The 16009-nt window shown below is 45.1% G+C and carries 11 protein-coding genes; 2 read left to right on the top strand and 9 right to left on the bottom strand.

All coding sequences use genetic code 11. The features are described 5' to 3' along the window. Nucleotides 1-6 precede the first annotated feature (6 nt). The 4 genes from FAZ15_RS01665 to FAZ15_RS01650 form a co-directional block, all read right to left on the bottom strand. Nucleotides 7-3558 carry a SusC/RagA family TonB-linked outer membrane protein gene (locus tag FAZ15_RS01665; RefSeq protein WP_136899486.1) on the bottom strand — a complete coding sequence of 1184 codons (3552 nt, stop codon included), beginning with the start codon at nt 3556-3558 and terminating at the stop codon, nt 7-9. Between the two features lie 22 nt (nt 3559-3580). Beyond that, nucleotides 3581-4609, bottom strand: a complete 1029-nt coding sequence (locus FAZ15_RS01660) for a FecR family protein (protein ID WP_136899484.1) — start codon at nt 4607-4609, stop codon at nt 3581-3583. Between the two features lie 157 nt (nt 4610-4766). Next, a complete protein-coding gene (locus FAZ15_RS01655; RefSeq protein ID WP_136899482.1) occupies nt 4767-5378 on the bottom strand; it encodes an RNA polymerase sigma factor in 612 nt (203 codons plus the stop codon). Nucleotides 5379-5629: 251 nt separating this feature from the next. Next, complete coding sequence (locus tag FAZ15_RS01650; RefSeq protein WP_136899480.1) at nt 5630-6052, bottom strand: secondary thiamine-phosphate synthase enzyme YjbQ; 423 nt, start codon at nt 6050-6052, stop codon at nt 5630-5632. Between the two features lie 134 nt (nt 6053-6186). Here FAZ15_RS01650 and FAZ15_RS01645 point away from each other — a divergent pair, with 134 nt between their 5' ends. Next, the gene (locus FAZ15_RS01645; protein WP_136899478.1) at nt 6187-6399 is read left to right on the top strand and encodes a DUF4287 domain-containing protein; all 213 of its coding nucleotides are present in this window, start codon (nt 6187-6189) and stop codon (nt 6397-6399) included. Nucleotides 6400-6722: 323 nt separating this feature from the next. Beyond that, nucleotides 6723-7601 (top strand): ankyrin repeat domain-containing protein, encoded by an 879-nt coding sequence (locus tag FAZ15_RS01640; protein WP_238387114.1) that lies wholly within the window; start codon nt 6723-6725, stop codon nt 7599-7601. A gap of 18 nt (nt 7602-7619) precedes the next feature. Here the strand turns inward: FAZ15_RS01640 and FAZ15_RS22960 are convergent, their stop codons facing one another. The 5 genes from FAZ15_RS22960 to FAZ15_RS01620 form a co-directional block, all read right to left on the bottom strand. Further along, complete coding sequence (locus tag FAZ15_RS22960; RefSeq protein WP_262709278.1) at nt 7620-7742, bottom strand: hypothetical protein; 123 nt, start codon at nt 7740-7742, stop codon at nt 7620-7622. 190 nt (nt 7743-7932) lie between these two features. After that, a complete protein-coding gene (locus FAZ15_RS01635) occupies nt 7933-9438 on the bottom strand; it encodes a glycoside hydrolase family 32 protein (RefSeq protein ID WP_238387113.1) in 1506 nt (501 codons plus the stop codon). Then, the gene (locus FAZ15_RS01630; protein WP_136899474.1) at nt 9438-11114 is read right to left on the bottom strand and encodes a GH32 C-terminal domain-containing protein; all 1677 of its coding nucleotides are present in this window, start codon (nt 11112-11114) and stop codon (nt 9438-9440) included. The genes FAZ15_RS01635 and FAZ15_RS01630 overlap by 1 nt, the downstream gene beginning before the upstream one ends. A gap of 15 nt (nt 11115-11129) precedes the next feature. After that, entirely contained in the window at nt 11130-12857 is a 1728-nt protein-coding gene (locus FAZ15_RS01625; RefSeq protein WP_136899472.1) for a RagB/SusD family nutrient uptake outer membrane protein, read from the bottom strand. Between the two features lie 12 nt (nt 12858-12869). Further along, nucleotides 12870-15962: a SusC/RagA family TonB-linked outer membrane protein gene (locus FAZ15_RS01620; RefSeq protein ID WP_136899470.1), complete on the bottom strand. Its 3093-nt coding sequence runs from the start codon at nt 15960-15962 to the stop codon at nt 12870-12872. Between the last annotated feature and the right edge of the window lie 47 nt (nt 15963-16009).

Here is a 16009-nt window from a genome sequence, read left to right as displayed (position 1 = left end):
TAAGGATTAAAACGAAGCGTTTACACTAAAAAAGAAAGCGGTAGCTGGAGGTAAACTCGAATAACTATCTGTTACCCGGTAATTTGGATCTACACCATCTTTATTCATTCTCCAAATAATGCCAAGATTTCGTACAGCAGCGGTTAGTCCGACGCTCTTGAATGGCGTCCGTGATAACATACTTTGAGGGATATGATATCCAAAATCGATCTGTTGTAAGCGAACATGACTTCCGCTTATTACCAGCTTATCTGCACTGGAATAGCGTGACACGCTGTTAAACTGCCATCCATCATTCACTATTGCTGGGATATCGGTTATTAATTCATCCCCCGCATTCCGCCAACGGCTAGCTAAGTCAGACTGCAATCCAATTGCACCGGAATAAAAATTCCATTGTGGGTAGTTTTGAACAGAGAGCCTGCGTAATACGTGTCCGATCTCGTAGTTTATGCGAATGCCCAACGAGAAATCCTTATAGCTGAACGTATTGAAAAGTCCGCCCACGTAAGGTGGCGTTGTGCGGCCCATTTCACGCAGATCTTCGGCAGACAGCTGATTAATGCCTTGATCTACTTTCACAATGGAGCCATCAGCTTTATATATCTGTGATCTTCCGTCGGTATCTAAGCCAGCCCAATTGTACGCGTACATATAGTCGGTGGAGTGTCCTTCGATAGGTATAGATCCAGCGATCAATTGTGGGACACTTGTAGATTTCTCGAACCGTGAATCGGTTACTTCATTCGTATTATAGCCGAAATTAAACATGGTGTTCCACTTCAGCGGCGTCGCTCGCAACCAATTAGCACGCAGCCCTAAGTCTATACCGTGCGCTTTCATACTCGCACTATTGAAGCGCACGCGTGTCCAGCCGTAGGTCGGGTTGAACGGAAGCTCATATAAAATATCCGATGACCTCTTCGTATAATAATCCACATTAACTTGCAATCGGTTATCCCAAATTCCATAGTCTAACCCAATATTGAAGGTTTTTACCTTTTCCCAGCTTATCTGATTGTTTGCAGGGTAGCTAATTGCTGCCGTCCCTTCGCCCGTCTGGTTATCCTGGCTCGTTGTGATGACCACAACGCTTCCGATCCCTAGGGGCAACGTACCGTTTACCCCGTAGGTCACGCGCAGACCCAGTGCATCTGCCCAAGCAGCATCCTTTAAAAAGGCTTCTTGTTTTGCATCCCACTTTCCGCCAACCGACCAGAGCGGTTTAGCTCGTTGTTCACGGGAAGCCCCAACGACTGTAAAATCGTCAAACCGTACGCTCCCAGAAATAACATATTTACTTCTAAACGCGGAGAATGATGCGTTGGAATAATAGGATAGCGCCCTTGTTTTATTTTTTGCAACCACCCCGTTTGCTGGAAACGTTGCTCCCCACCCGTCTACTGTATCATATCTGCCACTGGGCGTGTAAACAGAATTGACGTAAGTTAACGGGTCGAATCCTATAAAGTTACCTCCCGACGAACGGTAGTCATTCTGTTTGATCTCTGCGCCGCCAATAAATGCTAGGGCATATTGATCTTGCAAACCGAAGGTCTCATCTATATTCAATTGTGTACGCACCATATATTGGGAACCGTTGTAATTCCGGGTTCTTAAATTTCCACCCATCGGATAATTGTAAACCAAATTACCTGCGCTGTTTACTGTAGTTCCATAGTTAATGTTGTTGCGCATCGTGTAACTGTCGACGTAGTCTATACTCTCTGCGTTTTCCAATACACGTTGCAACTGCCCCATTACCGATAAGTTGGCCCAACTCGTCAATTTCGTATTAAGATTCAGGTGCATACGAAGACGGTGCGATTGGTCATTATAATTTGATGTTTCTAGCTCATCCAAGGGACTATATGCCCAATCAAGATAGCCTTGGCGTTCAAATTCTTGCATGACCTCAGGACGATAGCGCAGATATTTTTTAATATTTTCTCCCGACTCATTCTTCAATAAATCATAGGGCAGAAGACCTCCCATTTGCGGATTTGATGACAAAGCATTAATCGCAGCCGTATTGGTCAATGATGTGCCGTAGTTATAATTAATGCCCGTTTCGACCTTCACTCGATCATTGAATAATGAATTCGTCAAATTCGAAGTTAACGTCATCGTTTCACCCTTATTGGCACGAAATACAGGAACATCCTTGCTGTAATTTCCAGACAAAAAATAGTTCGTCTTGTTAGAACCTCCCGAAAAAGACATACTATATTGCTGTGAGGTAGCATTTTGCAAAAGATAGTCACGAATTTGGCTTCTGTTGTCTACAGCAGCTAATTTGTCAAGTGCTGCGTCCCGTTCTATCTCCGTTGCACTGCCCCTGTTCACCCTAAACAACCATTCTAAGGACTCTGTAAGCGGTGCATTTGTATTAAAAGGCCCCCAGAAGTCTACATTGTCGTTTATCATGTTTTTGTTAAACAGCTCTCTTTCTAAATCAATATATTGTGACGTGGACATCCTATCCAACCTATTCAGATTAGCAGGCGAAGACACACTCAATGTGGACGAGAAGTTTACTACCGTTGGCGCATTTCTACCTTTCTTTGTTTCAATAACAATCACACCATTGGCTGCTTTTGCGCCCCAAATCGAAGCCGCCGCGGCATCTTTCAACACTGTAATACTTTCGATATCATTTGGATTAAGCTGAGGTAACACAGCACCGCCGCCCCCTTGTAAATTATTTTTCTCGGCAAGACGAAATCTATTGTCTTCTACTTCTGCCATCGGAAAACCATCTATTACGATAAGCGGATCTTTAGTTGATCCCAGGCCAAAACTATTGATGCCCCGTATTTGAATCGTATTATTCTTAGGATCAACATACATGCCCGGTACTAGCCCTTGAATACGCTCCATTATATTGATGGCGGGAGTTTCTTTAATTTGTTCGGAAGAGATTGACCCGAACGAACCCGTCGCGCGATCTTTGGGCAACTTCGTATATCCCATAGACAGCACTGCGACCTCCTCTAATTCGTTTATCACCTGCCCCATGGATACATCGATCTGCGTATTATTACCAATAACGTGTCGTTGGGGTTGCATACCAACCGAGGAAAACGTAAGCGCCTCTGCCGGTTGGGTTAAGCGCAGCGTATACCGGCCGTCGCTACTTGTGGATACCCCACTGCGAACACCGACCCCATCCGGGAGAACCGTTACCCCTACCAGCGGTTTTCCGTTACTATCTTTTACAAGGCCGGTAATAACTTTCCAATACCGATTATCCTCACCGTCTATTTTCGCGCGGCTATCGCGGATAATCGTATAATAGTTTTTCTGCACATATAAGAATAAAAAGCCACTGGGGTATAAAAGTTCCTTCAATACCGATTCCACGGGAATATTTTTATTTTTCGGGAGTAGGTCGGCATTTACTTGCACATCACGCAATAAACCTTCCTCATACGAAAACTTCGTTCCATAGATTCGGGTTACGTCGTTTAACGCTTGTCCAAGGCTCACCTTCCTTTGGGCATATCCGCCGCTGTAGGCCAGCAGGAAGATAAAAAGCATCAGTAATTTTGATTTCATAAATGTTAATTAATTGTACTTGTTATTTTGAATTGATGGTTATTTCCTTGTCGTTAACCTGGATATTGACGTCCATCGTGTGCTTCAGCACGAAAAGAATATCTTTCACATTGGTCATCGGAATCGTACCCGTGAGCCTTTTTTCCAATAGGCCTGAATCCGTTAACACGACCTTATACCCGTAGTTATCTTCGAGCACTTCCACAATATTGGATAAGTTGGCGTGTTCGATATCCAACTCTCCCCGAGTCCAAGACGACACTTTCGCCATATCCTTGTTAAGCAAGGTTTCCGTTTTAACCGATGTATCGTAGACAAATGTCTCGCCGGGCCGCAACATTTTTTCGATGCCATTTCCTCCCGTAATCTGCAAACTTCCTTCGAAGAGTGTTACTTCCACGCGACCACGACGTTCTTTGACATTAAATTTCGTACCCAGAACAGTAAGGGCCAGATCGGCCACACGCACCACGAATCGATCGTTTTCCCGTAGACGATTGCGCACGGCAGTATGCTTCACTTCGAACATGGCTTCACCGGTGAGCCATACCTCCCTCGGTTTATCCGATTTCCAATCCCGCACATACGATAAGGTCGAATTGCTATTCAAATCGATCAAGGATTCGTCTGGCAAAATCACCTCCCGACGTTGTCCGAAAGTGGTTTTTGTGCTTTTTGTACCGAACTGATTTACTTCGTAAAACAGCGCAACCGCAAGAAACAGTGCAGCTATGGATGCAGACCAACGGATTACGGCCTGCATTCGCCGTACCCTCGCCTGTCGACGTCCGTAATCCTGCAGCTGATTTTGGATGCCCTGCCAACGCATCTGCATACTACCCGTTTGACGCTTTATGGGTTGTTGCTTTATCAGCAATATCCAACTTCGCGCCGTGTCCATTTCGGGATGAAGCTCCGGATAAGCAGCACCCAGCTCCTGCCAAAATTCTTGATCCGCTTCGAGCGATGATCCTGCGCTTGCGGAAAAATACTCATCTTGAAAAAAGTCTATCGCCTTAAAATTTTGATATGTCGAAAACGTCGCTTTCATGTGCTGCTTTATTATAGTATACCTGAATGATGAAAATTACCCCAATGAATTTCAATTATTTTTATTTTTTTTCTACGAACGGTAAAAAAATCTCAACGTATCTGACAGAAGATTGTCAAACAGCTAAATCGTAGCATTAAAAGAAGCAATTGGGAAATTAAGATTTTAAGATGTTCGTCGCCTTCAGATGTCCGATAATTGCAAGAAGAGCGAGTAAATTAATCTTACCGATATATTTGCGTAGGCTGTCCATCGCGCGGTAAAAAAGCTTGTAGGTGTCTTTAACAGAAAGCCCCATTACGTCGGCTATTTCTTCATATGTCATTTCCTCAAAATACCGGAGGTGGATTATTTCCCGTTGCCTCGGAGACATTTTATCCAACGCCAGGGCAAGTTGCTGCCGTATTTCGGCGATCCGCTCCTTCCGCATCAAATCTACATCGACGGGCAGTTCGATGTCAAACGGCAGCTTTTCAGATGTTAGCGCGTTTATGCTGAAGAAACGGTTAGCCCGTTCCAGTTTACGGGATAGCATCCGACGAAAAGATTTAAACAGATAGTTTTTGACCGAGGCCGTGTCGCCTAGGTTCTCGCGGTTGTACCATAGCTTTACAAAAAGCTCTTGCACGCAATCATCTATTAGGTTTTCATCCTGCGTAAACTTATAGCCGTAGTTAAACAATAGCGATTGATACCGTTCAAAAATACGTTTGAACGATGTTTCATCGCCCATGCGAAACATTTCCCACCACTGTGATTCATCTTCCATTTCGAAAGTCTAGGACACCCCAATAATTTGTTATGATCAGATACTGATCCATCAAGCCAGCATCTTTTCCTTGTATACGGTTGTTCAAACATATAAAAAATGCTTTGTATTTACGAATCCTGTCTCAGAAAAAACAGTAGTTGGGTTACACCTTACCGTGCAACGATCCGTCTAGCACCATCGGTGCAAGTGCCGTTACCACCACAAAAATGTCGTTATCACTTTCGCGACACCAGCATTCTAGCGTGTGGTTAGCTTCCCCATGCAGTAACCACCAGCTGCCGGGCACCTCCATGATCCCGGTGTTCGCACAGGTAGATGCCTTGCCAGGTGCCCAGGTTCAACCGGCCATTGCTGATGGGTATGGTTAATGAGCAACCCAATAGCGCGCTTTTCAGATGGGCTGGCATATCGTCCGACCCTTCGTAATCGTGCAGATAATCGGGATCGTTTTCGCTAACGGTCTTGTTAAAAAAAGTTTCGAAGTCGAGTCGTACGGTAGGGTCTGCATTTTCATTAATCGTAAGCGATGCCGAGGTATGCTGTATAAACACCTGGCAGATGCCTACATCGATGGAAGCAATTTCAGGAAGAGCCTCCACTACGTTTTTAGTAATCAGGTGAAATCCCCTGGGCTTAGCTGCGACCCGCAGTGTATGTTGGTATATCTTCATATCGAGTTCTCTGTTTACTTATCTAAGATCGACATAAATTTAAAGCCCTCCAAAGCAACAATGACAAAAGACATTTAAAAAAATATCTCGTATATTTACTATTACGAATCAAATAACAGTAAACATAAATTACTATGTCGTTTCAAGCTTATATTGACAACATTCAAAAAAAGACAGGTAAATCTCCGGAAGACTTCAAAAAACTGGCTGAGGAAAAAGGATTTCTGGAAAATGGTGATCTGACGGTAAAAGCAACGGAGATCACCAATTGGCTAAAAGAAGAATTTGAGTTAGGGCACGGGCATGCCATGGCGATCTACGCTTCGCTCAAAGGCAAGACCGAGTAGCGCGAATACGCTGGTCGCCAAACGGATATGGGGTTTTCAAGGGGTAGATTTAGTTTTGCATTACGTTAGTATGTTTTATGATAGCAATGGCTTCCATCTTCAAAAAAAATAATACACATAAGATCATGTGTCTCTCTGTGGCGCTGATCGTGTCTTCGTTGTACGCTACTGCCCAGATGATGGATTCAGAGAAGACGCATTTCGTCGATACGGCTGCATTTCGCGGCCCGTTTCACGTTAACTTTCTGAATACCAACGTCGCCGAATATATTGAAAAACTAAAGAAAACCGATTCAGAGACCAATACTGTTGCCATCAACCTATTGTCGTTAGTTAACCAGGCTCCCAGCACGTGGATCCAGAGAAAGGAGCTGGCGTACTTGATGAAACTTATCGATAGTAAAGAACCGGCCAAATGCGCCGTCAGCGTACTTGCATCAACACTGCCCCTCAAAGATTCAGCAACAATCGGTGGTCATGCCATGGATTTGATCGATGCTTACCGGCTAGGAAAAGAATATCCCTCTTTCCTGACCAGCTGTCCTAAAACAGACCCTGTGCGAAAAGCCGAAATAAAAACCTGGTGGGAAGCAAAATTTAGTAACCAAAAACCAATCACGATGAACACAGCCGAAATGATAAAACTCGTCGAGACCAATGATCTAGCTGCCGTTGAGCAAGCCTTAGAAAGTGGTGCCAGTGTCAACATAACGGACGATAATCAACGTTCACTCTTACTGATCGCCACCAATAACCGACTTGTCGATATGGCTGAGCTATTGGTCGCACATGGCGCCGATGTCAATCAGCAGGCAGACAATAAGGACAGTCCATTTCTATATGCGGGCGCCAGCGGGCAGACCGAATTGGTGCAGCTGTATCTAGACAACGGAGCAAACTTTGAAATATTCAATCGCTACCATGGCTCGGCACTGATTCCCGCCTGTGAGCGCGGCCATGTAGAGACCGTTCGGTTGCTTGCCAACACCAAAAATTACCCGATCGATCATATTAACCGGTTAGGCTGGACGGCATTACTGGAGACGGTGATCTTGGGAGATGGCAGTGCCCCTTACCAAGAGATCGTACAGATCCTTAAAGATGCAGGCGCTAAGCTGGATATGCCGGATCACGACGGCGTCACTGCGCTCCAACACGCGCAGCGTAAAGGTTTTACAGCGATTGCGCGTATGCTTCAATAGTACACCGCGCAGGATAGCTTACTTCCGTCTGCCCCAAGCTACGAATGCCAGCACCTTTTCGCTTACGGTCGAGTATTCCATCACACCACACGGCTTATCGTTGGAGAAGTTATTGGAAAATAAAGCTTGTAAGATTGCCACTTCGCTGCGCTCATCGCGATGACGACGATGTTACTATCGCCAGTGTGACAACTCCTACAGCTAACGCCAGAAAGAAGATTATGTCGCGCCATTCTTCTCGTCTAAATAAATGCTTATTTCCGATAGTGTATATTCGGATCGGCACCAGACGAGATCAGGAAAGTAGAGACCTACTCCGTAGAACCTATGTTTATTTCTTTACATTAACACCCTTTACTTGCAGATTTTCTATCGTAGTGAGATCATCTACGCGGAAATTCATTTTGGAGAAAGCATCCTTCGCAAAAAACAACGCGCTCATGTTGATTTTCCCCTGATCGGCAAATATTTCAATTGAATTTCGATCTATAAGAAAACGAAATGCAAGCGGAGCTGGCGACCCGATTCGCGCAGCCACTGCCCGCTTCGGGAATGTTTCATTGAAGGAGGCATCGCCGGCTTTTGATCGATCGATGTAATACTCGTTCTTTGATTGGTCATAGCCAAATGACAGTTGCTCTCCACTTTCATTTGCCAACTGAATCTCGAATCCGGTCGTTTTTTGCATAACGAAAGAACCCTCGAATGTATTGTTGAGTGGCATCACCTCTGTGCTCAGATCCAATTCTTTTTCCACATCAATACGTTCTATCACATCGCTATCTTCCAGTACCCTATCCAGTTCTTTAACTGGGACAGCGGTCAGCAGCCACTGTCCGTCGTGTTCTTCAAGTCCCAATTCCCGGGCTATTGTCATTCCGCTACGCCAGGTAGAGGCAGGCACTACATTGGCGTATTCCCAGTTGCTCATCCACCCGATCAGAATCTTTCGATTTGCCGTATTCGAGAAGGTTACACCCGCATAATTATCCGGCCCGTAATCCATCCATTTAATGTCCTGCTGCGTTGTTGTAAACGTTTTCCCATCAAAATCTCCGACGAAATATTGCGTCGCGGAGCCCGCATTCGGCCCTCCGGGATTGATGCTCACCAATAACACCCATTTATCCCCTTCTGGCGTAGCGAATTGAAGTAAATCCGGGCATTCCCATACGCCACCATGTGCCCCTATATTTTCGCCAAACTCACTCAGCCGTGTCCATTCTTTCAAGTTTTTCGAGCCATAGAATGTAATAGTCTGTTTGGTCGCTAAGGTCATAATCCATTGTTGACCCTCTTCGTGCCACATGACCTTTGGATCGCGGAAATCCCATATCCCGGGATTCGGTAGCACAGGATTACCGCTATATTTTGTCCAGGTAATGCCTTTGTCAAGGCTATATGCAATACTTTGATATTGGTGAAGGCCCGTTTGCTGTTTTTCGATATCGTGGTTGTGGTGTGTAAAAATGGCCACCAGCGCATCCTTGCCAAATCCAGCGGTATTATCCCTGTCGATCACAGCACTACCCGAAAAGATGGTACCCAGACTATCGGGAAATAAGGCAATAGGCTGTTCCTCCCAATGTATCAAATCAGTACTTGTAGCGTGCCCCCAATGCATAGGCCCCCAAACGGTGCTGTCGGGGTTATGTTGAAAAAAAAGATGATACACGCCATCAATGAAAACCAGTCCGTTCGGATCATTCATCCAGCCTTTCTTTGGCGTAAAATGGTAGGCCGGACGATAGTCTTCCAGCTGCGCTTCTTCATTTGAAGGCCCATTGCAGGCATTCAAAACCATTAAGATTACGATTGTACTAATATATCTTATCATTACCATATACTTTTTAGTTCGTGAAATTCAAACGTTTCCATCGTAGCAGATCCGCCATGAACGCGAATCCCATACGATCTGTTGGCCGGCTCCAGATTATAATTAACCGGCATAAATACTTCACCATTAGCAGCAAATACCTCAACACCGGTACGATCTACAAAGATGGTAAATTCCTGTTTACCATCTTTCGAAGGTACATACGCGCGAACGTTGTCAATTTCCAGTTCCTGTTTGCCGACATGGTAGTTGATCTGCAGTCCGCGTACATTGATCTGAATAGAATCCGCCTGTTGAGGTTTGATCAGCAGCTTAATTTCGGCCGTTTCCGCGCGCAACGCGGCCAACGGATTGTCCGTTTCCGGAGCGAGCACGCTTGTTGGTAACTTCGTGGATTTCGTTCTCAGTGCCTTTAGTTCTTCAACAGGCGTACGCACTATTCGAATTCCATGGTCCGTCTGCCTCAACTTAAGTTCCATCGGAATGCTCATGGATTGATTAAAAGCCGCGCCATGTTGGTTGGTATGTGTACGCCACCAGCCAATTTCTATACGCCGCCCCTTGGGTTCATTGCTAAACGTCTGTGGTGCGTAGTAATCTCTGCCAAACTGGCTAAACAACCGTTCTTCCACCGGCACAAAGGTTTTCCCATCAAACGTACCAACAGCGTATTGACTATTTGCCCCTGTTAAAACCCACTTCTTGTTAGTGGGGTCACCATCCACCGCTAATTCGAAAAACTCAGGACATTCGTGCATGTATCGGTCATTTCCCTTTCCACCAATAATCTTACTCACAAATGTCCACGATTTCATATCCGGAGACGTAAAGAAGTGCATGGTATGCAGCTCATCCGGTTCCGTTACGTAAAGCACCATTACCCAACGCTGGGTAGGTTCGTGCCATATCACTTTGGGGTCCCGGTTTCCATCCGTAATTTTATCCACTATCGTATGTGGCAATTTTTCAAATTTTCTGCCATCTACACTATAGGCCAGGCCCTGCTCCCAAGTCTTTTCCGCAGCTGTATAAAATAGCACCAAGGGTTTATTCGCCCCATTCGCGAGGCCACTCGTGTTGTTGGAATCCACGACCCCACCACCGCTGAACATGGTACCAAAACTATCCGGATACAACGCTACATCCAATTCTTTCCAATGTACTAGATCTTTTGACACGGCATGCCCCCAATGCATATTTCCCCAGTTCGTGCCGTATGGATTATGCTGAAAAAAGAGGTGATACTCGCCTTTGTAATAAGCCAGACCATTCGGATCATTAATCCATCCACGTCGCGGAGAGAAGTGGAACTGCGCACGACGAACTTCTCGATAATCCGATTTATTGCTGTTCGTTTCAGTTTGCATAACCGGGGCAAACACCTTGCTTTGCGCACGCAACGAGTCTACCTTAATGGCTAAGGTAGCACCTTTCCAGTCGCCCACATACAGGTAGGCAAACCAGTCTGGCTCATCCTCGGCGAGCTCGACATTAAAACCCCTTATTTTTTCATTATTTAAGAAGATATCCACATTGCGTTTGGGCGCACCGTTTTTTATCGGAATTTTCAGATATTGTTTTGCTACATCAAATGTAGTGGTAAAAGGCTGTTGGGCTTTCGCCATCCATGCGATTCCTCCACATATCAATACAAGTAAAATCAGTTTCTTTATCATGTTCTTATACTTAAATTAGTCCGTCCATCCATAATTCTGTTGGTATAACTTCTTGCTAAAGTTAATCTGTGCTAACGGAATCGGGAAATATTCATCCCTATTCTTTTTAAATACCGAAGCAGACAGGTAATTTCTTTTGGTTTTTTCCTTTTGCAAGTATTCGTTTACATACGTATCCGCAACTCCCCACCTTACCAGGTCAAAGAAACGAAATCCTTCCATCGCCAGTTCCAGGCGGCGTTCCCATCGTAGCGCGCGGCGTGCAAAAGATTGATTCCAATTACAATTCACACCATCTTTATATTCATCAACCTTAAATCTGCCCGTTGGCTGCCCTCCGCTATCCACCAATCTTGACACACTTTGCGCAGCCCGATTCCTGATCTCGTTGATAATAGGAAGCGCCAGCAACGGCCTATCCAATTCTATCAAGGCCTCAGCCTTCCACAATAAGGCATCATCAAAGCGAATGATATCTCTATTTTTACTACTGCTCATAAAGGGATTTACCTTCCTAAAGCAGGGATTATCATAAAGTACCACTTCCTTTAGCGACATGTAATTGCCGTACGTTTCGATTTGACGTACCCAGCTGTTTTGAAAGATAAAATCACTTTTATATTTGTAGGGAAGCCCCACAACGGCGACGGTATGTAAGAGCCGGGGATCTATGTTCTGCGACTTGACCTGTGCAGATGTCGCTAAATCTTCGTTGTTATATGTATCAAAAAGCGGAAGACCATCGGCATTTGTTTTGAATGCGTTGACCAGATTTTGGCTGGGCTGGTGAAAGCCACAACAGCCGTACTCGGGATTCATCGGATGATTTAGCATCGCGCTCCAATCCAGACGGCCAAATTCGGTTCCATCATTCAATGAATTCTGAACAGCGAATACAGATTCAGGTCCATTTTCATATTCACACAGGAAGTTAAAAGCAAAATCTTGGGAAAGATCATATCTCGCCCCCAATTCATCCACTAAGGTAACCACCTCTTCCAGTTTCTCCGTATTGATGTTGATCACTTCGTGTTGCTCATTTTGTTCGTAAGCCGCATACAGCAATGCTTTGGCCAGATACGCTTTAGCCATGTATTTATTTGCTCTACCCAGTTGATCGTCATTTGTTTCAGGCAGTACATCAGCAGCAAACCTAAACTCCTCAATAATTTTAGACCAGAGATCGGCATTCGTTAAATCCCGGTTCGAAACCGTGATGTACTCTTCCGGCGCCAAAGTTTCATCAACATACGGCACATGTTTAAACAGAATTTTCAGTTCAAACATATAATGCGCGCGCAGAAAGCGCATTTCGGCCATGCGGATATCCCTTTGGGGATACTCTTCCGGGCTCAACCCGTTGATAACACGTAATGCATTATTGGCTCTGGAAATAGCTACGTATTGCCTATACCATTTCTGATCCAGTCCCGAAACATCTACACGCATAGAAACAAATGTTTCGTACAGGTTCCATTCGCCCATATCACCTGTTCCGGCGCCCCCTTTATAAGCATCTCCACTTCGTAAGTCACCGTAGGGCCATAAGCTATTCGTTTTATTATTGTAGTTTTCGTTACCGAGCGAAGAGTAAGCTGCGATAACCAGGTTTTCGGCACCCTCCACGGAGTTCAACTGGTTTTCACTCAGTTGGCCTTTTGGATTTATATCCAGATAATCGTTGCAACTGCTCAATCCAAGTACGGATAGCGCAACAAAAATTACGTTGATCAATTTTTTCATGGCAATGTTGAATTAAAATGAAACATTTATACCCGCAGTCAGCGAGAATGGTATCGGATATCCCGAATTCGGTGTTTCCGGATCTACGCCCGTATACCTATTATTTCCCCAGCTCTTTTTAAACGCAAGGAGATTCTCTCCCAACACATATACTCTTACACCTTGGCTGTTGATGCGTTTAAGCGTATTGGAGGACAGCGAGTAACCGATTTCAATTGTTCTTAGTTTAAAATAAGAAGCACTTTCTACGAAATAACTTGAAAATCTCTTTTCATTATTGAGGTCATTAAAAGAAAGTGCCGGAATATCAGAATCCGGATTTTCAGGAGACCATGCATCCAACACCCGCGTACCGTAATTTTCACCACCAAAAAAGCTGATAAAATCCGTATATCCTTTCGCCGAATTGTTTACCAACCCTCCATAAAGGCCGTTCCAGAACATTCCGAAATCCCATTGTTTAAATCCCACGGATAAATTAATCCCATAAACAAAATCGGGATCTGCTACACCAAGCCACGTCCGGTCCTGATCCCCTATTCGACCATCATTATTAACATCTACATATCGAATTCTGCCTTCAGCCTTTCCGATCTGTTCCGCATGCGCATCCACTTCCGCAGCATTTCTAAACAAACCATCAGCCACGTGACCAAACATGGAGTTCAGCGGTCTCCCCAAAATTGTCTGGTCCACGCCATTCCCTGGGTAGGAGTTAATCACATCCTCAGGCAGTTTGACAATTTCATTGCGGTAGCCTCCCATATTCCCTGTAATCGCATAGCGCCAGTCGTTGTGCGACGACGCGTACGAAAGCAATAGTTCATAGCCTTTATTAGACATGCTTGCACCATTTACCCATCTGTTTCCTCCTTCTCCTAACGTTGCAATAAAAGGAGGCGAGATCAAGATATCCTCCGTACTTTTGCGGAAATAGTCGAAAGAGCCCGTCAACTTCTGGTTGAAGAAGCCGAAGTCTAGCCCGATGTTATGCTGCGAAGCAGACTCCCACCGTAAGTTGGGATTCGGTTGTTGAATTCTTCTATAGCCAGAGGGCAATACGCCGGTTCCAGCACCGTTGATGTCGTATGCCGTACCGTTGTCCGGATCCCAGGTTGGATTGGTTGCATAGCTCGCCTGGTACATGCCAAAAGAAGCAAAATTGCCAATTTCCTGATTCCCTACCTTACCCCATCCGTAGCGTACCTTTAAATCAGAAAGCACATCTATACCGTTCAAAAACTCCTCCTGGCTTATACGCCATCCGGCCGAAAAGGCTGGAAACCAACCAAATTGATTGTTTACACCAAAGCGTGATGAGCCGTCGTAACGAGCGGTGACCGAAGCCAGGTATTTGTCGTTATAATTGTAATTCACCTTGCCAAAGTACGACAACAACCGATAGGCTGTACCCGAGCCACTGTTGGTTTGGATGCCTTCACCCGCATCCAGGTACATGTAATCCGGATCTTCCGACGCAAACGTACGGCGGCCTGCCTGCAAATTTTCCGCATAATAATCGATCAATTCCTGACCGACCAAGAAATCAAAATGGTGTTTATCCTGTAGATCCAATGTATAGGTCAATGTATTATTCCATACATAGTTGCCCCACCTGTTGTTGTAGTTATTTACTGTAGCCGTATTTTCCGACATGAACCCTGAGGTGTAGGTCTTAAGCATATTACGCTCCCATAAAAATGAGTAATCCATACCCAACATGGTCCTGAATTTCAGATTCTCCAGCAGTTTCACTTCCATAAACATATCACCGAATAGCCTGAGCATATTCCGGTTATTCTGCGTATTATCGGCAATGAGCCGGGCAGGGTTCTGCCTGTCGCTCATGCCCGACACGGGCCCTCCCCATCCGATTCCATCTACCGTACGGACAGGCACTATAGGTTGGATATTACGCGTTCCTTCAAGCACATTGCCCTGTACATCCTGCTTTATCTTGGTCATGGAAAGATTCTCACCGATTGTGATCCGGCCATTCATCAACGTAAAATCCGTATTGAGCCGCCCAGCGAGGCGTTCAAAATATGTTCCTCTTACGGTTCCCTGATTATCAAAATAATCAATTGCAAATAGCGCCTTACTCGTTTCGTTGCCCGTCATCAAGCTTACATTGTAATTTTGTACGACGGCGTTTCGCCCCACCTCCTCAACCCAGTCGGTATTTGCGGCACGCATGGTTTTGGCCTCATCTATAAATTCAGGGATAACAACTTCGTTCAATACCCAGTTACCATTAGCATCCTGCTCATCCTTGAAACTATAGACCCCAAAGTTCGGATTCGTTCCGTCGTTTAGCGCTGCCCTCCATTGTACAAAACCCCGTTGCTCTGTATCCAGCCAGTTTAGCGATTTAGCGTAATTTTTGATTGCGGTGGATGCTCGCGCATCGACACGGGTCCCATTCCGCCCGCCCTTTTTTGTGGTGATGATGATTACCCCATTTGCAGCCCGGGAACCATAAATACTTGAGGAGGACGCATCTTTTAAGATCTGAATAGATTCAATATCAAGGCCTGCAATTTCGTTCATGGATTTGGTACTTGGCATACCGTCGATAACGTACAACGGATTGTTATTGCCTAAGGTTCCAATCCCCCTGATCAGGACATTTGCCGATCCGTCTGGAGATCCACTTGTCGAAATAAATACACCGGGTACCCTTCCTTGAAGACTTTTCATGACATTTCCGGTCAGCGGGGTACTTATTTCATCCATTTTCACCACCGAGACGGCTCCCGTCAGATCGGCCTTCCGTTGCGTCTGGTATCCGGTCACGATGACCTCTTCCAATGCTTCCCCTTCCGCTAAGACAACGTGTAGGAATGCGTCATTCTGAACGGTCAGCCGCTCGGCGTTCATACCAATGCGTGTAAAATTAAGCTCAGCCCCTTTAGTGGCACTAATGCTAAAATTTCCATTGTCATCGCTAATGGTTGCGTTTTGCGTACCCGCTACAGTGATCGTTACAGCCGATAAGGGTAGTCCGTTTACGTCTGTAATTTTTCCAGACAACGGCATTTCTTGCGCATACACGACAGAAAGCGTGCATGCCAAGAACAATAGTTTTAAGACTATTCTTCTCATGGTTTAATAAATTTTGTTAGTATTAGTTTATAATTGAAATTGATTAT

The sequence above is a fragment of the Sphingobacterium olei genome (genome assembly GCF_005048855.1).
GTDB classification, from domain to species: domain Bacteria; phylum Bacteroidota; class Bacteroidia; order Sphingobacteriales; family Sphingobacteriaceae; genus Sphingobacterium; species Sphingobacterium olei.
Note: the sequence above shows the minus strand (reverse complement) of the source record. Positions and strands in the feature narration are given on the sequence as shown.